Below are 18498 nucleotides of genomic sequence, written 5' to 3'. Positions count from 1 at the left end.
GCGCGCCGGGGGTAATTGTCCGATTTGTCGAGCATTGGTCACACATGGCGCGACCCTCGAGAACTAATGTCACCGATCCACTTCGAACCGTAACGGCCCGCCGTTCGTGAACCATTGCTTAAGTGACCGTTAGGGCTTCTTTCGGAAACCCTTGAGCCGATCGATGATCACGTCGTTCGGGCCCGCACAACCGGCGCGAGAAGGCCATCCGGGAGTTCGTACACACGTTCTATCCACAGCCTGTGGATAGAACGTGTGTACGACGGGGTCGGCCGAGGTGGTGCACCCCGCAGGCGCCGGAGCGGAACATCAGCGTCGCGTAGCGTGACAGGTCGGGCGACGGAGGCATGATGTCGTCCTCGGTTAGGCGCAGTGCATGTTGGCCACCACCCCGACCCCCACCGGACCCGGAAGGGCCGCCCGCGGTCCGTGTCGGACTTGTCCCGTTCCGCGAGCAGGGTCATGCCCCGCTTCCTACCGGGCTTCGGGCGGCCTCATCCGGGAAACGGCTGCGGATTCACCCCCTGGCGATGCGGATCAGGACGGTCTTGAACGCGGCGTACGCCTCCTCGCCGACCTCCGCGGCGTGCCGCGCCTCGATGCCGGCAAGGATGACCCGCGACTTGTGCGCCTGGTCCAGGCCCAGGTCGGTGGGGACGACGAGCTTGGCCCGGCGGTCCTGGGGGTCGGGGCGGCGCTCGACGTATCCGAGCTCCTCCAGCTCGTCCACCAGCGTGCCGATGACCTGCTTGTGCTGGCCCGACCGGGCCGCCAGGTCGGTGGCCCGGCTGCCCTCGGGGTCGAGGTAGGCCAGCACGGCGCCGTGGCGGGGCCGCAGCCGCGGGTGCCCCTGCTCGGCCAGGTGCCCGAACAGCTCCTTCTGCAGCGAGAAGAGGACCTGCGCGGAGAGGACGCCGAGGTCGGTGGGTTCGATAGTTCCCGACTATAAAGCCGGCTGCAGTTGCACGCCGTCCAGCATCGCCGCCGGGCCCCCGCCGAAGGCGGTGAGCCGCCGCTGGGCGAAGGCCGGCAGGCGCGGCAGCAGGCGCATCGCCTGGGCCATCGCCCAGATCTGCAGGTTGCTGCGCGGGACGAGCGTCGCGAGCACCGACGGGCCGATGCGGCGGCTGGCCTCGACCGTGGCCGCCATCGCGGCCTCGTACGCCGGGAAGGCCACGGTGTGGTCCCCGCCCGCCGCGGCGAGCTCGGTGGCCAGCACGTAGCCGCCGACCAGCGCGAGGCTGCTCCCGCCGCCGACCGCCGGCCCGGGGCCGTAGCCCGCGTCCCCGACGAGCGTCACGCGCCCGCGCGACCACGAGCCGAGCCGGATCTGGCTGATCTCGTCGAAGTAGAAGTCGGGGGCCTCGTCGAGGTGCGAGAGCAGCCGCGGTACCTCCCATCCGAGCCCGTCCGCGAGCGTGCGCAGCAGCCGGCGCTGGGCCGCGAGGTCCCGGTGGTCGTACTCGAGCTCGGGGCTGCGGATCAGGAATGCGGCCCGCGCCCGGGCGGGGTCGTTGGTCGGGTAGATCGCGATCGCCCGGTCGACGGTGTTGTACGTCAGGACGGTCTGCGTCTCCAGGAACGCGGGAACGGTGTAGACGGCGAGGTACGCACCGAGGAAGTGCCGGTAGCCCCGCTCGTCGCCGAACACCAGCCGCCGCACCCCCGAGTGCAGCCCGTCGGCCCCGACGATCAGGTCGAAGTGCTCCCGGGAGCCGTCGGAGAACGTCACCGCGGTGTCCTCGATGCCGGTGATGGTCCGGTCGAAGCGGTACTCCACCTGCTCCTTCGTCGCGTCGTGCAGGATCTGCGCCAGGTCCCCGCGCATGATCTCGATCTGCCGGTCGGTGATGCCGGCGAGCAGCTCGGCGGCGCGGATGGTGACGTCCGGCTTGCCCGGGCGCACCAGCGCCATGAGGTCCGTGCGGGTGCGGTGTGCCCGGACGACGTCGCCGAGCCCCATCCGGTCGATCACCTCGACCGCGGGCCCGAGCAGGTCCACCGGGTGCCCGCCGGTGCCGGTGCGCAGCGATGCCGTGCGCTCCACGACGGTGACCTCGAAGCCGGCCCGGTGCAGCCAGTAGGCGAGGACGGGTCCGGCGATGCTGGCCCCGCTGATGAGTACGCGCATGTCCACCCTCCCGAATCATTTACTTACCTACCGGACGGTAAACGCTTACCGCCCGGTAAGTCAACTAGGCTGGAGGGGTGCCGAGACCGAGAACGAGCGAGACCGCCGAGCGCATCCGGGCCGCCGCCCTGGAGCTGATCCTCGAGAAGGGGCTCCAGCAGGCGAGCCTGCGCGAGATCGCGGAGCGCGTCGGCATCACGAAACCGGCGCTGTACTACCACTTCGCCTCGCGCGAGGACCTGCTCCGCGGCCTGGTCCAGCCCTTGATCGACGACGTCGAGGAGCTTCTGGCCCGCTACGAGGCGGCGGGTTCGGCCGAGGCCGAGGAGCTGCTCGGCGACTACTTCGACGTGACGTACCGCCACCGCGCCATCACCAGCATGGTGATGACCGACCCGAGTGTCCTTGCTCACCTCAACCTGGCGGCGGCGGTCGACGGCTGGCGGCGCCGCATGGCGGTCCTGCTCTACGGAACCGCCCCGACCCTGGTGCAGCAGACCCGCGCCCTGGTCGCGATCGGCGGCCTGGGCGACTGCACGGTCATGGAGACGGACGCGCCGCCGGCCGAGCTACGAGCCGCAACGCTGGAGGCCGCCCGGGCTGCGCTCGGCCTGTAGCGAGGTCGCCTCCGGCCGGGCGCTGCTCGCCTCCGCCGAGGCCGCGGCGACGGGGAGTTCGGTGGGGCCGGCCGAGCCGGTCACGGTGGCCCGGCTCGGCTTCGGCGTGGCCGGCGAGGCGGTGGCGGCCTGCGCCCCGGGCTTCTGCACCGTGCCGACGCTGAGCGTGACGCCGTTGAGGGTGGTACGCCGCCCGGCCGTGTCGGTGACCCGCACGGTGAACGGCCCGTTCCCGGCCCCGCTCTCGGCGATCCAGTAGTTGTAGTCCGTACGGGCGAGCGCCTTGAAGGAGCCGCCCGACTGGATCTCGGCGCCGGCGAGCGGGTTGCCGGTGTTGTCGAAGCGCAGGGCGAGCCAGTACCGCGACGAGCCCTCCTTGACCCGGACCGTCATCGCCCCGGGCACGGCGGGATTGGCGACCTGGCTGTAGGAGACCTTGATGATCCCGTCGTCGATCGCCCCGATCCGGGCGAACGCCTGCCGGCTGAGGTCGATGTGCCCCGCGGCGCACTCCGGGCACCGATCCGTGATCTTCACGCGGACGCTGCCCTTGGGCCCCTTGACGTCGAGGTACCCCCCGCAGGCGGCCCCGCCCTGGTACTCGGCGTTGCCGAGCGCCACGACGAGCGGCTCGGCCACCTTGTCGAACGAGCAGTTCCCGCCGCCGTCGGCCGCGTAGTACGTGGCCTGCCCGGCGGCGCTGCCGACGGTGGCCGCGCAGGCCGCCCCGGACGCCTGTGCCACGAGCGCCACGGTGGCGACCCCGGCCACGACGATCCCGGCGCCGGCCCCGACAAGGGCCCGGCGGCTGCGCCACCAGGGCGCCGCGCGATGCCCACGGGGCGCGTCAGCTTCCACCACGGCCGCAGCCTACCGACCGGGCCGGACCGGAGCCGCCGACCAAAGCGAAGCTTAAGCTCAGCCCCACCAGAAGACGGCGGCGATGATCGCGTACAGGGCGACCAGCGTGGCGCCCTCCAGCCAGGTGGACTCGCCGTCGAAGACGATGAAGGCCACGGCGATCACCGTGATCGCGACCGCCATGATGAGCATCGGGGCGAAGACCAGGGTCAGGGTCGTCGCGGTCAGCAGGCTCAGCAGCACCAGCGCCGGGGCCAGGACCAGGGCGATCTGCAGCGGGCTGTTGATGATCACGCTCAGGGCGTAGTCCGACTGGTTCTTGTACGCCAGCTTGATGCCGATCACGTTCTCGATCGCGTTGCCGGCGATGGCCACGATCACCAGGCCCGCGAACGCCTGCGAGATGCCCATGGCGTCGATCGCGGGCTCCAGGGCGTACACGAACCAGTCCGAGACCAGGGCCGCGCACCCGCTGGCCACCGCGAGCAGGACCACGGCCAGCCAGATCGGCCAGCGCGGCGCCTCCATGTGCACGTCCGCGCCCGCGGTCGCGCTGCGCTTGAGGCTCGCCGGGAGGGACAGCGCGAAGACGAGCAGCAGGATGACCGCCACGAAGATGGACAGGGCCTTCTCGTGGGGCTCGGCCGGCGTGTGCACGTAGGAGGCGAGGCTCGGCAGCACCAGGGCACCCGTGGCCAGCACCATCAGGACCATCGTGGTCCGGGCGCGCTCCGAGTTGAACTTCTGGGTGCCGTGCTTCAGGCCGCCGGCGACGAAGGACAGGCCCAGGACGAGCAGGATGTTGGACAGGATCGAGCCGATGATGGCCGACTGGACCACCGCGACCAGGCCCGCCTTCAGGGCGAAGAAGCCGATGAACAGCTCCGGCAGGTTGCCCAGCGCGCCCTGCAGCACGCCCGTCGCGCCCGGGCCGAAGCGGTCGCCGAGCTGCTCGACGCTACGGCCGACCAGCGAGGCGAGGGCGGCCACGGCGGCGCCCGCCACGATGAAGGCCACCACCGAAGGCACGTTCGCGAACCGTGTCACCGCCGCGGCACCGACGGCCACGGCGCACAGGCCGAAGATGGTGTAGTCGGAGCGTTCGAACACTCGGACGGGAGCGGCTTCCACAGTCACGACGTCGAATATCGCATTCGATCACAAGTCTGTCGCGGCCACGGCCCTGTACAGTTCCCGCAATTTTGCGGCCCGGGCCGGGCGCCCCGCTCCGACCCAGGCGATCCGGCCCGCCAGGTGGGCCGCGAAGTCGGGGTGGCCGTCGCGGTTGGCGGCCTCGAGACCGTCGCGGGCGGCGCTGTGCAGGACGGCCCGCAGCCGGTCGTACTCCGCCCGCGCCACGGCCGGCGAGTCGTTCACCACGAGCCCGGCGAGGCGCTGCCGGTCGCCGCGGCCGCGCACCCGCGTCTTGGCCGGGTTGACGCGGAAGCCCTCGTCGGCGACCACCGCCGTCACCGCCTCGATCAACGGCGACGGCCGGAACGAACCGGAGAAGGCGAGGTCGTCGGCGTAGCGGGTGTACCGCGCCCCGAAGGCCGCCGCCAGGCCGGTCAGCCGCCGGTCGAGCCGGAACACGCAGAGGTTGGCCAGCGCCGGCGAGGTCGGTGCGCCCTGGGGCAGGTGCGGGGCGCGCAGCACGGCGCTCCGGGCGACGTCGAAGGGCGTGCTCGTCGTGCACAGCGCGGCGAGCGTGTGCGCGACCGGCTCCGGGTAGCCGATCGTGCGGAACAGGCCGTACACCCGCCGCACCGCGATGCTCGGGAAGAACGCGGCGAGATCGAGCCGGACGACCAGGGCCCGGCCGGCGTGCGGCGCGGCGAACGTGTGGACCGAGCGGCCCGGCACGAAGCCGTGCGCCGCCGGGTGCACCGGCACGCGGCCGAGCAGCTCGTCCAGCAGCCGCCGCTGCAGGCCGCGAAGGGCCGGCTTGGGCGCCTCGATCAAACGACTGCCGATCCAGGTGTACCGGTAGTGCCGGAGCCGCTCCGCGGAGCTCTTGCGGTTGATCTCCCGCCGGTCCGCGAACCAGTCGAGCCGGTCGCCGTCCAGCTCCAGCCACTCGGCCAGGGCGGCGAGGTCGTCGAGCGGCGGCGTGTCCCACCGCATGCGCACGACCCGCGTCGGCACCGCCCGGCGCACCACGATCCGCGCCGGCACCCGTGGGGGCAGCTGGGCCGCGAGGAAACCGGCGAGCTCGCGCGGGCGGTCGGCGGGCCTTTCGCGGTACCCCCGCAGCACCGCCGTGACCAGAGGGCCCATCCAGCGCGGGCGGCGCCCGACGACCTCCGACCCGGCCGCGAGCAGAACCGGCCGTGACCAGTCGGCCGCGGCCAGGAAGGCGTGCGCGAGGGCATGGGCAGCGCGCCCCGACGTCACCCGGTCGTGCCTGCCCCGGCTCGCGCGCAGCGCGGTAGTGGGCCGGCGGTGTGCTGCGGTGCTCAAATTCGCGTCCCCGGGGTTGCCCCGGAGCGATCACGGCGAGCCGCGATCAGCTCGGGACGCGCTGCCACGGGCAATACCCTACGGCAGCTTCGACTGGTACTCCTGCAGCGCCCGCCGCGCGAAGACCTGCTGGAACGTGGCCACCCGCTCGGAGCGGCCGCGGCCGACGAAGCTCACGAACCAGTGCAGCACCGCGGTGACCCGGTTCTTGAAGCCGACCAGGTAGAGCAGGTGCACCACCAGCCAGAGCAGCCAGCCGAGCAGCCCGGCGAAGTGGAACCGGCCGACGCTGGCCACCGCCGAGAAGCGCGAGATGGTGGCGAGGCTGCCCTTGTCGAAGTACTTGAACGGCTGCCCGGTCGGCTCGCCCGCCAGGCGCTTCTTGATCTGCCCCGCGGCGTGCCGGCCGCTCTGGATGGCCACCTGCGCCACCCCGGGCAGCTGGTCCAGCGACATCATGTCGCCGACCGCGTAGATCTCCGGGTGGCCGGGCACGGTCGTGTCGGGGTTGACCTTGAGCCGCCCGGCCCGGTCGGTCTCCGCCCCGGTCGCCTCGGCCAGCTGCACCGACAGCGCGGGCGCGGACACCCCGGCGGCCCAGATCTTCGTCGCCGACTCGATGCGCCGCCGCCCGTTGGCCGTCTCGACCTCGATGCCGGCCTCGTCGACGTTTACCACCTTGGTGCTCAGCTCCACCTCGACGCCGAGCTTGTGCAGCTGGCGCAGCGCCTGCGTGGAGAGGTGGTCGCCGAACGTGGACAGCACCGTCGGCAGCGCGTCGACGAGGATGATGCGCGCCTGCCGCGGGTCGATGTTGTGGTACTGCCCGGGCAGGTGCCGGTGCGCGAGCTCGGCGATCTGCCCGGCCATCTCCACCCCGGTCGGGCCGGCCCCGACGACGACGAACGTGAGCAGCCGCTCGATCACGGCCGGGTCGGTCTCGATCTCGGCGAGCTCGAACGCGCCGAAGATCCGCCCGCGCAGCTCCAGGGCGTCGTCGACGCTCTTCATGCCGGGGGCGAACTCGGCGAACTCGTTCTTGCCGAAGTAGGACTGCGAGGCCCCGGCCGCCACGATGAGCGAGTCGTACTCGACGCTGTAGGCGACCCCGGGCGCGACCACGTCGACGCGCTTGGCCACCGGGTCGATGTGGGTCGCGGTGCCCAGCAGCGTCTTGACGTTGTCCTGCCGCTTGAGGACCTCACGGATGGGCGGCGCGATCTCGCCCTCCGACAGGATGCCGGTGGCCACCTGGTACAGCAGCGGCTGGAACAGGTGGTACGCCGTGCCGTTGATCAGGGTGACGTCGACCGGGGCGCCCTTCAGCGCCTTGGTCGCGAAGAGTCCCCCGAACCCGGCGCCGATGACGACCACCCGGTGCCGCTGCTGCGAACGCTCGTCCATGTGCATCTCCCGATGTGGGGCATTGGACCCTGCGGATCAAGTACACCACCGTTTGGGGCCGGTGACGGTGTGTCCTGTACTACCTCACTGCGGCAGCAGTCCGCGCACGTAGGCGGCCTGGCCGGCGTGCTGCACGTCATCGTCGAGAATGCTCACCAGCCGTACCGCGAGCGACACCGGCGGGTCCCAGCGCTCGTCGACGATCCGGTCGAGCTCGTCCTCGGTGAGGCGCCCGATAAAGGCGCGGGTGCGGGCGTACACCGCGTCGAAGTACTCCAGCAGCGCCTCCGTCGACTCCGGGCGCACCCCCTCGACCTGGTCGGGCGTGTGCCCGTAACCGGTGTCGTGGGCCTGCGGCTTGAGCCCGAACCGCGCCGCATAGCCGCCGGTGACCCAGAGCTGCTCGGCCCCGTCGACCAGGTCGGTGATGTGGTCGTCCTGCACCCGGGTGAGGTGCCAGACCAGCCAGCCGATCGAGTTCGCCCCGGGCCCGGGGGCCCAGTGCAGCTGGTCGGCGCTCAGCCCCTCGACGGCCCCGCGCACCAGGTCGGGCAGCCGCCCGTAGCCCTCGGCCAGCAGTTCGTTCACGCGCATGGCTCAGTACCCCTCTCCAACACTCGGTCAACCCGGATCCTTACCCATCGGAGCCGGGGAGATGCCTCCAGCCCGCCGGCCCGAAAAGACGGCGGGCCGCCCCACCCGGGGCGGCCCGCCTTTTCTACCTTGTTGTCGAAGCGCCTTTTGCTACAGGAACGCCAAAGCCGGAACGAACTTGTTCGCGTCGATGGTGCCCCAGCCCGAGCTCAGGTCGTAGCCGGGCTTCGCCGGGAAGCCGGTCACGCCCTCGAAGCTGTTGTCGCCCGAGGTCACGTCGACCAGGCCGGTCGGCAGGTGCGTGCGGGTGCTGCCCGCGCCGAGCAGGTACAGGGCCGCGTTGATGTCACCGAGGCGGCGGCCCGCCTGCTGGTCGGCGAGGGCCACGATGCCCGAGAAGATCGGGGTGGCCTCGCTGGTGCCGCCGAAGATGTGCCACGGCGAGTCGGCACCGACGAAGGAGTAGTACACCCACGCCCCACCGTCGACCGCGGAGCTCATCGAGATGTCGGGCGTGCCGCGGTGGTTGCCCACCACGTTCTTCACGCCGGCCTGGAACAGCGGGCGCGGGAAGACGTGCGAGAGCCCGCCGCCGCCGGCGCCGTAGCCGTCGTTCCACACGACGTCGGCGGTGACGCGCTTGCCGCTGTTGTCGAGGTTGAGCTGCGTGCCGCCGATCGACGTCACCAGCGGGTCCGACGACGGCCAGGAGTTGACCGGGTAGGTGTAGAGGTCCTCCCCGTTCTCCTGGTAGTCGGTGGCCCCCGCGTCACCCGAGGCGGCGAGCACCGTCACGCCGTGCAGCGCCGCGTCGGCGTACGCGTACCGCAGCTTCTGGATGCTTGAGAAGTCGCCCTTGTCGAAGCCGGGGAACGTGTTCTCGGTCGCGCCGAAGCTCTGCGAGATCACGTCGCCGACGCCCTTGTCGATGAGCGCCTTCTCGGCGTTCATCATCTCGGGCAGGCCGGTGACGCCCTCGGTCTCGGCGACCGGGGTCTCCACGAGCACGATCTTGGCGTCGGGCGCGATCGCGTGCGCGTACTCGACGTCGAGCGTCGTCTCCTGGGCCCAGCCGACGTGGTCGGGGTTGTTCGGGTCGAACGCCGGAACGTTGCCGGCCTTGACCACCTGGACGTTGATGTTCGGCAGGCCGAACTGCGCGTCGAAGACCTCGAGGTCGTGCTGGATCGTCGGCGAGCCGAAGGAGTCGACGATGACGATCGTGCGGCCCTTGCCCGTGACGCCGCGGGCGTACAGCGGGTTCAGGTTGTACGCCGTGCGGTACTGCAGCGGCGAGTAGCAGTGGATGCCGATCTGCGCGACGCAGTCGGACGTGGACAGCGGGGCGGTCCGGGAGACCTTTTCCACATGCCCGGTGATCGCCGGACGGAGCTTGAACGCGGGCGTCGCGGCCGAGGCCACCGCCGGCGCGGCCACCGCCGCGAAGCCGGCCACCGTGGTGGTGACGACCGTCGCTACGGCGGCCCGGGACACGATCGAGATGAGCTTCATCGACACCTCTCGGGCGAGGAACTGGGACCAGCCCATCCGAACCGCTGGGACGCCGCCGTGCCATCCGTCGGAACCCTTTCTGTCACCCTTTCTTGATATTGAGGCCCTTCCAAATGGGACATCTTCCCGGAATAATCCGGCCACCATAACGTGACGATGTCTACTCGACCGCTGTGAGCTGCCAGAAGACCTCGACCCAGGGCGTGGGCTCGTTCGGGCCGTACACCTCCCACCGCACGCCGGTGGTGCGCTCGCCGCGCTCGGCGCACCACTCGGTCACGGCCGCATGGGCGGCGCCGAGGTCCGCGTAGGAGCCGCGGTGCACGGTGGCGGCCGCGCGCCCGGCCGGCAGCGCGGAGGGCACGACCCGGCCGGTGAGCGCGCAGGGCACGCCGAGCTCGACGCCGATCTCCACCCGCGGGCTGTCGTCGAGGTACAGCATGATGTTGCGGCATCCCCGCTCCACCCCGCCCGCCCGCAGGCAGGCCCACACCTCGCCGCTCAACTCGCGCCACAGGGCCGGGAACTGCGCCCAGGTGGTCTGCGCGGGGACGACGGCGGTCGGGCGGCGCTGCGCGTCCACGATCCTGACGTCGTACATCGCGCTAGACCGGTACGCCGTCTTCGGCGGACACGACGTCGGCGATGGTGGCGAAGAACGCCGCGATGCCGGGGCGGTTCGCGCCCTTGACGCGGGAGGCCTCCCGGTCCTCGGCCGAGGCCCAGTCGACGATGTCGAGCCACTCGTCGCCGGGCAGGCGCACCAGGCGCGCGCCGAGGAAGCCCGCGCGGTCGGCCCGGAAGTCGGCCACCATGCCGGGCCGCGCGGCCAGAAACGCGTCGGTCTGCTCGGGCGCCACCCGCAGGCGGGTGAGTTCCACAATTGCGGTCATGCGTCAAGCATGATGTAACGCTCCGGGCGCGGCGGACCAAGTACGGGGTGGAAAGCCAAGTACCTGGGAGGTGCAGTGGGGCAAGTACCCGAGTTCGCCCGAAGTCCGGAGGCGTTCGAGGCGTTCTACCGGCAGCACGTCGGTGACGTCCAGCGCTTCATCGCGAGACGCGTCGACGACCCGTACACCGCCGCGGACCTGACCGCCGACGTGTTCGTGGCCGTCATCGACTCCGCGCACACCTACCGCCCGGCGCGGGGCAGCCTCCTGGGCTGGGTCTACGGCGTGGCCCACAACGTGGTGGCGACCGAACGCCGGCGCCGCCGCCGCGAGACCACGATCGAGCGCCGAGTAGCCGGCCGGCGCCTCCTGGAGCCGGCCGACATCGCCCGGATCGAGGAACGAATCGACGCCGAGAGCGCGGCCCGGAAGGTGTACCGCGCACTCGACGGCGTCCCCGAGGCGACGCGCCGCCTCATCGAGCTCGTCGCGGTCGACGGCCTGTCCACGGCCGAGGCGGCCGCGGCCCTGGGCGTGTCCCCGATCGCGGCCCGCGTCCGCCTGCACCGCGCCCGTCGCCAGCTACGAATCGATTTCGGAGGCAGTGCCCATGTCCACGCGTGAGATGAGCTTCGAGGACCGCCTGCTGGACGAGCTCAAGCTCGTCGTCGCCGCGCGCCGGCCGGCCCGGCGGCGCTGGCTCGCCGTCGTGGCCGCGGCCGCCACGGCGGCGGTGGGCACGGCGGTGGTGGTCGAGCTGAACCAGCCCGCCTACGCGGTGGAGCGCGACGCGGACGGCTCGATCCGCGTCTCGATCTTCGACTACCGCGACCCGGACGGCCTGCGGCAGCGCCTGGCCGCGTTCGGCATCCGGGCGGTGGTGGACTTCCTGCCCTTCGACCGGACCTGCCGCGAGCCGAGGGCCGACTACGTGCCGCGGGCCGAGATGCCGCTCGCGCTCGCGGAGTTCCCGCGGCCGGGGACCAACGAGAGCTTCTTCCGCCTGCACCCGCAGTACATCGGCGCGAACCAGACCCTCGTCTACACCGTGCGCGTGGACCGGCGTGCGCACGAACAGCGCTTCGTGATCCGCCTCGCGAACGGTCCGGTCGCCCCCTGCGAGCAGATCCCCGTCTGACCCTCGGGCCGCCTTGGCCGCAGCCGTTGTCCCAGGCCGGCTGGGCTTGTCCCTCACGTGGCGTCATACCGCATAGTCGGTCGTGTGGAAGAACACCTGACCGTGGGACGGGTGGCCGAGCTGGCCGGCGTGACGGTCCGCACGCTGCACCACTATGACGAGATCGGTCTCGCGCAGCCGTCCTCGCGGACCGCGGCCGGGTACCGGGTCTACACGTCGGGCGATGTGGAGCGGCTGCGGGAGGTGCTCGCCTACCGGCGGCTGGGCTTCGGGCTGCGCGAGATCGCGCATCTGGTCGACGACCCGGCCACCGACGCCGTCGCGCACCTGCGCCGGCTGCGCGGGCTGCTGCTGGACCAGCGCGACCGCGCGGCCGCCATGGTGACAGCCATCGACAGGGAACTGGAGGCCCGGGCCATGGGGATCAGGACGACACCGGAGGAACAACTGCAGATGTTCGGCGCGCAGCTGTACGACGCCATCGGATCCGCCTACCCGGCGACGCGGCGCACCGAGCCGCGGATCGCCGCGCGTATCTGGGATGCGCTCGGGGACGCCCGGACGGTGCTGAACGTCGGGGCCGGCACCGGCTCCTACGAGCCCTCCGATCGCGACGTCACGGCGGTGGAACCGTCGGCGGTCATGCGGGCGCAGCGCCCCGCGGACGCGGCGCCGTGTGTGGCCGCCGCCGCGGAGTGCCTGCCGTTCGAGGACCGGTCCTTCGACGTCGCGATGGCGGTCAGCACCGTTCATCACTGGCCGGACCCGATCGCCGGGCTGCGTGAGATGCGGCGGGTCGCCCGCCGGGTGGTGGTGCTCACGTACGACGCCGACGACGCCGGCTGGCGGCAAAGATTCTGGCTGACCCGCGACTACCTGCCGGAGTTCGCGGACCTCTTCGCCGGCCGGCCCGCACTGGCCGACCTGACCCGCGCGATCGAGGGCCGCACGGAGCCGGTGCTCGTACCGTGGGACTGCGCGGACGGCTTCTTCGAGGCCTACTGGCGCCGGCCCGAGGCGTACCTGGACGAGCATGTGCGCCGAGCCGTGTCGGTATGGACGAGAGTCGGGCCGCGGACCGAGCGGCGGGTGGTCGGCGAGCTCGGCGACGACCTCGCCTCGGGCCGATGGGCCGAGCGCAACGGCGACCTCATCGGCCTCGATGCGGCCGAGCTCGGCCTCCGCCTCCTCGTAGCCTGACTCCATACGCAAGAAGGGGCGCGACCGGTAGCGGTCGCGCCCCTCTCGTTCGGTACGGGTCGAACTAGCGGCCGATCGGGTAGAGCGGCTCACGCGCGACGCTGGTGTCCGCGCGCAGGGACTGCACCGAAGCCGTCGCGGCGGCCGCGGTCGGGTCCGGCTGCGGCAGGGCGTCGCAGTTCTTGTCGGGGCGGTCGCCCGACTTGCGCTGCGGCAGCTTGCCGGTGGACAGGTACTCCGCGATCGTGTCGTCGATGCACGCGTTGCCGTTGAGCGAGTTGGCGTGCGTGGTCTGACCGACCTCGGCGAGCAGGGCGCTGTGCGGGAAGAGCCGGCGCGCCTCGAGGCTGCCCTCGAACGGGGTGGCCGCGTCGAGCGTGGTGCCGACGAACAGGACGCTCTTGACCTTCGAGCCGTCGACCTTGACCGGCTTGTGGGCCTTGGCCGGCCAGTAGAGGCACGGCGCGTTGTACCAGGCGTTGTCCCACGTCATGTACGGCGCCTTGAGGAACGTCAGCCAGTTGTCGCGCTGCCACTGGTTCCAGCTCTGCGGCCACTGGACGTCGCTGCACTGGACCGCGTTGTAGACCGCGAAGCCGTTGTCGTCGCCGGGGCCGACATAGTTGTTGTAGGCGTCGACGATGATCTCGGTGTTGTGGTCGTTGGCCCAGCCCGAGAAGGCGTCGGCCAGCTCCGTCCACGTCGACTGGTAGTAGCCGGCGTAGAGGAAGATGTCCGTCCACTCGTCGGCGCCGACGACGCCACCGGCGGGGGCGGTGCGCAGCTTGTTCTGCTCGGCGTACCAGCGCAGCTCGACCTGCTTGGCGGTCGTGCCCAGGTGGTACACGCTGTCGTACTTGGCCAGCCAGCCGAACCAGATCTTCTCGTTGCGCTCGAAGGCCACGTCCTGGTCCAGGTTGGCCTGGTACCAGACCTTGCGCACGTCGACGTTGCCGTCGAGGACCATGCGCCGGACCTTGTCCGGGTACATGGTGCCGTAGACCTGGCCGAGGTACGTGCCGTAGGAGAAGCCGTAGTAGTTGATCTGCTTCGCGCCGAGCGCCTTGCGGATCGACTCCATGTCGTTTACCGAGTCGACCGTCGTGATGTGGTTGAGCAGGTCACCGCCGGACTTGCCACAGGCCTCGGCGTAGCCCTTCGACCGGTTCAGCCAGGTGCTCTCGATGCTCTTGTTCCAGGGGATGTACTCCGGACGCGGACCGTTGAAGTAGTCGTCGTCGCAGTGCAGCGCCGGAACGCTCGAGCCCACGCCCCGCGGGTCGAAGCCGATCCAGTCGTACGCGTCGCCGGCGCCGTTGGGCACGTACTCGCCCAGCACCGACAGCGTCAGCCCGGACCCGCCGGGGCCGCCCGGGTTGACCAGCATGACGCCCTGGTAGTCCTTGTCGGCGACCTTGTGCTTGATCCGCGAGACCGCGATCTGGATCTTCTTGCCGTTGGGCTTGCCGTAGTCCAGGGGCACGTCGAGCAGGCCGCACTCGGCCCCGCGGGACTGCAGCCCCCTGCTCGCGCACTGGCCCCAGGGGATCGAGGCCGCGTAGCCGTCTGCGCCTGGTGCGCCGGGCGCGGCCAGGGCGCTCGAGGCCGGCGCGACGGCCGCGAGCGTGGCCGCGGCGGTGAAGAGGACCAGCCCCTTCACGGTTCTGTTCGTCAAGACAACCCTCCCAATCTGCCCAAATCTGTGCAGTGGCCAGCTGATTCGGGTCAAACAATGTCACGCCGATGCTTTCGGGCAGGCCCGCCGCGCGGAAGCCGTAGGACCCTTTCCCTCACCCGCGTAAAAACCGATGTCGGGCAACATCCGCGGTCCGGTACAACGGGAAGATGCTGCGCAAGTACCCCCGGACGCCCCACCTGCAGGGATCGCGGCTGCAGCCGGGGGACCACGACCTCGCCCAGGTGCCGTTCGCCGAGCTGGCCGGCCGGCCGCTGGTGGTGGAGGAGAAGCTCGACGGGGCCAACGCCGCGATCAGCTTCGATGCCGACGGCACGCTGCGGCTGCAGTCGCGCGGTCACTATCTGTCGGGCGGGCCGCGCGAGAAGCAGTTCGCCCCGTTCAAGGCGTGGGCGGCCGGACGGCAATACCAGCTGTGGCCCGTCCTGCGCGAACGTTTCATCCTGTACGGCGAGTGGCTGTACGCCAAGCACACCGTCTTCTACGACGCGCTGCCGCATCATTTCTGCGAGTTCGACGTCTACGACCGTCAATCCGAAACATTTCTCTCCACGCCCCGCCGCCGGGAGCTGCTCGCCGGGCTCGGCGTCGCCTCCGTGCCGGTGCTGGGCGAGGGCGAGTATGCCGACCTCGCCACGCTGACCAAGCTGGCCGGCCCGTCGACGTGCCGGACGCCCGGCTGGCGGGGCGCGCTGCGCGAGGCGGCGGTGGCCGGGGGTGCCGACCCGGAGCAGGTCGTGCGCGAGACCGACATGTCCGAGGAGATGGAGGGGCTGTACCTCAAGCTCGAGAACGCGGGCACCGTACTGGGCCGCTACAAATGGGTGCGGCCGAGCTTCCACACCGCGATCCTCGACTCGGGCAGCCACTGGCAGGACCGCCCGATCGTGGCCAACCGGGTCCGCGCGTGAACCCGGTCGCGGAGGCGCTGGACGGCCTCGACGCGTGGCGGGCGCGGCCGCCGGAGGAGCGCGAACGGGTGCGGGCGGCGGCGCTCCTGCTCGACGCGGGCGAGCTCGGGGCGCGGCGCGTCCTGTGGGCGCGCGGCGTGCCGATCGCCTGGCGGGAGCATGTCGCCGCCCTGGTACGCCACCAGCGGCTCCCCTTCGGGGCGCTCGAGCGCCCCGATCTCGACCGCGTCGCCTTCCGGGTCAGCCTGCTCGCCCGCAACGACGATCTGGCGCTGCTGGCGGCCGCGGCGTCCGGCGGCGACGCCGAGCGGCTCGCGGAAGTCGCGCTCTTCATGCAGTACACCCGGGAAATCGGCTGTTTCGACCGGCCCCGCACATTCCCCTCGGACCATGCCCGGTTCGAATATTTCCGGACCCCGGGCCGCGATCCGGGCTATGCCGCCTTCGACGGCACGCGGTTCACGGTGACCGTGATGTCGGGTCTGCCCGGCGCGGGCAAGGACCACTGGATCGCGGCCAACCGGCCCGGCGTGCCCGTGATCAGCCTCGACGACCTGCGCGACGAGCTCGGCGTGCGCCCGACCGGCGACCAGGGCCCGGTCATCGCCGCCGCCTATGCGCGCGCCCGCGAGCATCTGCGCGCGGGCACGGCGTATGTCTGGAACGCCACGAACCTCACCCGCGCCCTGCGCTCGCGGAGCATCGGGCTGGCCGCCGACTACGGCGCGCGGGTCGAGGTCGTCAGCGTCGAGGCGCCGCCCGACGTGGTGCACCGGCGCAACCGCGCGCGGGCCCGGACGGTGCCGGCCGCGGTGATCGACCGGATGGCCGGGCGCTGGGAGCCGCCCGACCCGACCGAGGCGCACGCGGTGCGCTGGATCAGCAACGTCTAGCGCGCGGTGATGCTCTGCCGCTGCATCGCCAGGGCCTGCAGGGCCGACGAGCGGATCAGCAGGAGCGGGTTGAGCCAAGTTGCACGATCGGGGCAATCAGTGAAAATCGCTCACGATCGCCTCGGCGGCCTGGCGCAGCTCGCGCTGGTCGGGCAGCCAGGCGCCGGCGATGTCGGGATGCAGACTCGCGCGGGCGACCTCGAGGAGCCGTTGGCTCACCTCGTCCACGGACTCGCCGTGGTAGTCGTCCTCGACGACCTCGGCGGCGCGCTGCAGCGCCGAGGTCAGCTGGGCCTCGAGCGGCTCCTGGAGCCGCTGGACGGCGGGGTCGGCGCCGTCCGGGTCAATGGTGACGTGCAGTTCCTGCATGGCCGTGGTAATGCCCGACGGCCGCGCCTTTTATTCAGGCTTTCAGGCGGCCATCGTACGGATTACCGCGCCCGGGCGGCGCATCGAGCGCATGGCCCGCAGCGTCTTGGAGCCCTCGACCGGGTAGGTCGCGCGGATCTGGGCCAGCGCCCACGCCATGCGGGCGACGGCGGTCTCCGGGTGGTCGCCGAACTCGCTCGCGACCCGGGCCGCGCAGCCCTGAACGCCCATGCGCCGCAGGGTCGCCGCGACCGCGGTGCGGATCTCGCCGCGCGCCGGGGCCTGCGAGCCCTGCAGATCCGAGGCGAACAGAGCCTCGGCCCGAACGGCCTCGAAAGTGGTAGCCATCTCGCACCTCCTGTGCGCCTCGTACCTTCATGTTTCCTCGATGACATTCACGTTAGAAGTGCCCCGCCGGTTCGGGCTCACGGTTTCATGCCACCGTCGTCTGTTGGTCACGTTGAGTTGATCGGCTAGCAGGGTGCACCGGTGGCAGGGCTGTGGCAGGGTGGGGCGGTGTCCCTGACCCCGAGCTCTCCGAGCAGCGCGCCTCTGCCGCTGCACCGGGCGGCGCGCATCGAGGACGCCTTCCACGCCGTGCTGGAGCGGCGGCTGCGCCGGCGGGGCTGGAGCGTCGCGGTCACCGCCTACACCGGCTACGGCTCCGCCGCGACCGAGACCAGGCCCGGCTGGGTCCGGGTGCTCGGCCGGGTGCTGCTGGCCCGCATCGACCCGAAGCCCGGCAAGCGCCTCAAGAAGCTGCGCGGCTGGCGCTCGTTCACCGCGGTGTCGGTCAGCAACGCGCTCGTGCGGATCCAGGCCGGCGGGCAGACCTGCGAGGTGCGCTGCGACCGCGGCGGGTTCGTGGACTTCGTGGTCGAGGCCGACCTCGCCCCCGGCTGGGCCACGGTGACGCTGCAGTGCGAGGACAGCGACCCCGTCGAGGCGCCGGTCCGGATCATCGACCCGGCCGCCACCCGCCTCGGCATCGTCTCCGACGTGGACGACACGGTAATGGTCACGACGCTGCCGCGACCGCTGCTGGCGGCCTGGAACACCTTCGTGCTGGATGAGCACGCCCGGGCATCGGTACCAGGGATGGCGGTGCTGTACGAGCGGCTGGTCAACGCCAACCCGGGCGCGCCCGTCTTCTACCTGTCCACCGGCGCCTGGAACGTGGCGGCGACCCTCACGCGGTTCCTGTCGCGGCACCTGTACCCGGCCGGCCCGCTGTTGCTCACCGACTGGGGGCCGCAGGCAGACCGGTTCTTCCGCAGCGGCCAGGCGCACAAGCGGGCCTCGCTGTCCCGGCTCGCCCAGGAGTTCCCGGACATCCGCTGGCTGCTCGTCGGCGACGACGGCCAGCACGACCCGGAGATCTACGCCGAGTTCGCCGCGGAGCACCCGGACAGCATCGCGGCGGTCGCGATCCGGCACCTCTCGCCCACGCAGGCGGTGCTGGCCGGCGCGGTCCCGGGCGTGGCCGGCAACCCGCGGCGCTTCCCGCCCCACGACTGGCGCTGGCTCGGCGCCCCGGACGGTGCCGGCCTGTGGCGCCTGCTGCGCGACACGGAACTCCTGTAGCTCCTCTAGCCCTTGCGGCCCGCACTCGAGCTCATCGGGGCGCCGACCTTCTCGATCAGCTCGTGCAGGACCTGCTCGGACTGGTCGTGCGGGACCTGGCAGGTGCCGGCGGCGAGGTGGGCGCCGGGGGCGTACGGCAGGTCGGTGAGGATGTCCGTCGGGCCCACGTCGACCGCGCCGTCCTTGCCACGGAAACGGCCGGTCGACGGTTGCCCCATCGGCCGGCCGCTCGCGT

At 71.6% G+C, this 18498-nt stretch carries 21 protein-coding genes; 7 read left to right on the top strand and 14 right to left on the bottom strand.

Annotated features, from left to right (window positions below; translation table 11 throughout):
• Positions 1-517: 517 nt before the first annotated feature.
• Positions 518-838, bottom strand: coding sequence for a MarR family winged helix-turn-helix transcriptional regulator (locus AB0B76_RS15395; RefSeq protein ID WP_360375467.1), 321 nt, complete (start codon positions 836-838; stop codon positions 518-520).
• Between the two features lie 105 nt (positions 839-943).
• Complete coding sequence (locus AB0B76_RS15390) at positions 944-2131, bottom strand: FAD-dependent monooxygenase (RefSeq protein ID WP_360374982.1); 1188 nt, start codon at positions 2129-2131, stop codon at positions 944-946.
• Positions 2132-2208: 77 nt separating this feature from the next.
• On the opposite strand from AB0B76_RS15390, the gene AB0B76_RS15385 reads away from it, so the two are divergent.
• Positions 2209-2748, top strand: a complete 540-nt coding sequence (locus AB0B76_RS15385; protein WP_360374980.1) for a helix-turn-helix domain-containing protein — start codon at positions 2209-2211, stop codon at positions 2746-2748.
• Here AB0B76_RS15385 and AB0B76_RS15380 read toward each other — a convergent pair.
• The 8 genes from AB0B76_RS15380 to AB0B76_RS15345 form a co-directional block, all read right to left on the bottom strand.
• Positions 2701-3609 (bottom strand): expansin EXLX1 family cellulose-binding protein, encoded by a 909-nt coding sequence (locus tag AB0B76_RS15380; protein ID WP_360374978.1) that lies wholly within the window; start codon positions 3607-3609, stop codon positions 2701-2703. The two genes, AB0B76_RS15385 and AB0B76_RS15380, sit on opposite strands and share 48 nt — an antisense overlap.
• Positions 3610-3666: 57 nt before the next feature.
• Positions 3667-4746: a calcium/proton exchanger gene (cax, locus tag AB0B76_RS15375; protein ID WP_360374976.1), complete on the bottom strand. Its 1080-nt coding sequence runs from the start codon at positions 4744-4746 to the stop codon at positions 3667-3669.
• A gap of 21 nt (positions 4747-4767) precedes the next feature.
• Positions 4768-6003, bottom strand: a complete 1236-nt coding sequence (locus AB0B76_RS15370) for a reverse transcriptase family protein (RefSeq protein ID WP_360374974.1) — start codon at positions 6001-6003, stop codon at positions 4768-4770.
• A gap of 144 nt (positions 6004-6147) precedes the next feature.
• A complete protein-coding gene (locus AB0B76_RS15365) occupies positions 6148-7473 on the bottom strand; it encodes an NAD(P)/FAD-dependent oxidoreductase (protein WP_360374972.1) in 1326 nt (441 codons plus the stop codon).
• An 84-nt stretch (positions 7474-7557) separates the two neighbouring features.
• On the bottom strand, positions 7558-8067 hold the full coding sequence (locus AB0B76_RS15360) for a DUF664 domain-containing protein (RefSeq protein ID WP_360374970.1): 510 nt from the start codon (positions 8065-8067) through the stop codon (positions 7558-7560).
• 150 nt (positions 8068-8217) lie between these two features.
• Entirely contained in the window at positions 8218-9579 is a 1362-nt protein-coding gene (locus AB0B76_RS15355) for a S53 family peptidase (protein WP_360374968.1), read from the bottom strand.
• A gap of 160 nt (positions 9580-9739) precedes the next feature.
• Positions 9740-10180: a GyrI-like domain-containing protein gene (locus AB0B76_RS15350; RefSeq protein ID WP_360374966.1), complete on the bottom strand. Its 441-nt coding sequence runs from the start codon at positions 10178-10180 to the stop codon at positions 9740-9742.
• Between the two features lie 4 nt (positions 10181-10184).
• A complete protein-coding gene (locus tag AB0B76_RS15345) occupies positions 10185-10472 on the bottom strand; it encodes an antibiotic biosynthesis monooxygenase (RefSeq protein ID WP_360374964.1) in 288 nt (95 codons plus the stop codon).
• A 75-nt stretch (positions 10473-10547) separates the two neighbouring features.
• On the opposite strand from AB0B76_RS15345, the gene AB0B76_RS15340 reads away from it, so the two are divergent.
• The 3 genes from AB0B76_RS15340 (at position 10548) to AB0B76_RS15330 (ending at position 12810) form a co-directional block, all read left to right on the top strand.
• Positions 10548-11096, top strand: coding sequence for an RNA polymerase sigma factor (locus tag AB0B76_RS15340; RefSeq protein WP_360374962.1), 549 nt, complete (start codon positions 10548-10550; stop codon positions 11094-11096).
• Complete coding sequence (locus AB0B76_RS15335; RefSeq protein ID WP_360374960.1) at positions 11083-11610, top strand: hypothetical protein; 528 nt, start codon at positions 11083-11085, stop codon at positions 11608-11610. Before AB0B76_RS15340 ends, AB0B76_RS15335 begins: the two co-directional genes overlap by 14 nt.
• An 84-nt stretch (positions 11611-11694) precedes the next feature.
• Complete coding sequence (locus AB0B76_RS15330) at positions 11695-12810, top strand: MerR family transcriptional regulator (RefSeq protein WP_360374958.1); 1116 nt, start codon at positions 11695-11697, stop codon at positions 12808-12810.
• Positions 12811-12874: 64 nt separating this feature from the next.
• On the opposite strand, the gene AB0B76_RS15325 is transcribed toward AB0B76_RS15330, so the two are convergent.
• Positions 12875-14485, bottom strand: coding sequence for an alpha/beta hydrolase (locus AB0B76_RS15325; protein WP_360374956.1), 1611 nt, complete (start codon positions 14483-14485; stop codon positions 12875-12877).
• 170 nt (positions 14486-14655) lie between these two features.
• Between AB0B76_RS15325 and AB0B76_RS15320 the strand changes: the two genes are divergently transcribed.
• Both AB0B76_RS15320 and AB0B76_RS15315 read left to right on the top strand, forming a co-directional pair.
• Positions 14656-15417 (top strand): RNA ligase family protein, encoded by a 762-nt coding sequence (locus AB0B76_RS15320; protein WP_360374954.1) that lies wholly within the window; start codon positions 14656-14658, stop codon positions 15415-15417.
• Complete coding sequence (locus tag AB0B76_RS15315) at positions 15414-16310, top strand: AAA family ATPase (RefSeq protein WP_360374952.1); 897 nt, start codon at positions 15414-15416, stop codon at positions 16308-16310. The genes AB0B76_RS15320 and AB0B76_RS15315 overlap by 4 nt, the downstream gene beginning before the upstream one ends.
• Before the next feature lie 96 nt (positions 16311-16406).
• On the opposite strand, the gene AB0B76_RS15310 is transcribed toward AB0B76_RS15315, so the two are convergent.
• On the bottom strand, positions 16407-16679 hold the full coding sequence (locus tag AB0B76_RS15310; RefSeq protein WP_360374950.1) for a hypothetical protein: 273 nt from the start codon (positions 16677-16679) through the stop codon (positions 16407-16409).
• 42 nt (positions 16680-16721) lie between these two features.
• Positions 16722-17027, bottom strand: a complete 306-nt coding sequence (locus AB0B76_RS15305) for a hypothetical protein (RefSeq protein WP_360374948.1) — start codon at positions 17025-17027, stop codon at positions 16722-16724.
• Positions 17028-17177: 150 nt separating this feature from the next.
• On the opposite strand from AB0B76_RS15305, the gene AB0B76_RS15300 reads away from it, so the two are divergent.
• Positions 17178-18263, top strand: a complete 1086-nt coding sequence (locus AB0B76_RS15300) for a phosphatase domain-containing protein (protein ID WP_360375465.1) — start codon at positions 17178-17180, stop codon at positions 18261-18263.
• Positions 18264-18268: 5 nt separating this feature from the next.
• On the opposite strand, the gene AB0B76_RS15295 is transcribed toward AB0B76_RS15300, so the two are convergent.
• The gene (locus AB0B76_RS15295) at positions 18269-18481 is read right to left on the bottom strand and encodes a hypothetical protein (RefSeq protein WP_360374946.1); all 213 of its coding nucleotides are present in this window, start codon (positions 18479-18481) and stop codon (positions 18269-18271) included.
• Positions 18482-18498: the final 17 nt, after the last annotated feature.

Source organism: Dactylosporangium sp. NPDC049140 (assembly GCF_040648435.1).
The sequence above is the reverse complement of the archived record's forward strand: the minus strand, read 5'-3'. Positions and strand labels throughout refer to the sequence as shown.

Excerpts from the sequence above, each read along its gene's own strand:
- AB0B76_RS15390 (WP_360374982.1), bottom strand. The coding sequence starts at position 2,131 with ATGCGCGTACTCATCAGCGGGGCCAGCATCGCCGGACCCGTCCTCGCC.
- AB0B76_RS15365 (WP_360374972.1), bottom strand. The coding sequence starts at position 7,473 with ATGGACGAGCGTTCGCAGCAGCGGCACCGGGTGGTCGTCATCGGCGCC.
- AB0B76_RS15360 (WP_360374970.1), bottom strand. The coding sequence starts at position 8,067 with ATGCGCGTGAACGAACTGCTGGCCGAGGGCTACGGGCGGCTGCCCGAC.
- AB0B76_RS15355 (WP_360374968.1), bottom strand. The coding sequence starts at position 9,579 with ATGAAGCTCATCTCGATCGTGTCCCGGGCCGCCGTAGCGACGGTCGTC.
- AB0B76_RS15350 (WP_360374966.1), bottom strand. The coding sequence starts at position 10,180 with ATGTACGACGTCAGGATCGTGGACGCGCAGCGCCGCCCGACCGCCGTC.
- AB0B76_RS15345 (WP_360374964.1), bottom strand. The coding sequence starts at position 10,472 with ATGACCGCAATTGTGGAACTCACCCGCCTGCGGGTGGCGCCCGAGCAG.
- AB0B76_RS15335 (WP_360374960.1), top strand. The coding sequence starts at position 11,083 with ATGTCCACGCGTGAGATGAGCTTCGAGGACCGCCTGCTGGACGAGCTC.
- AB0B76_RS15320 (WP_360374954.1), top strand. The coding sequence starts at position 14,656 with ATGCTGCGCAAGTACCCCCGGACGCCCCACCTGCAGGGATCGCGGCTG.
- AB0B76_RS15310 (WP_360374950.1), bottom strand. The coding sequence starts at position 16,679 with ATGCAGGAACTGCACGTCACCATTGACCCGGACGGCGCCGACCCCGCC.
- AB0B76_RS15305 (WP_360374948.1), bottom strand. The coding sequence starts at position 17,027 with ATGGCTACCACTTTCGAGGCCGTTCGGGCCGAGGCTCTGTTCGCCTCG.
- AB0B76_RS15295 (WP_360374946.1), bottom strand. The coding sequence starts at position 18,481 with ATGGGGCAACCGTCGACCGGCCGTTTCCGTGGCAAGGACGGCGCGGTC.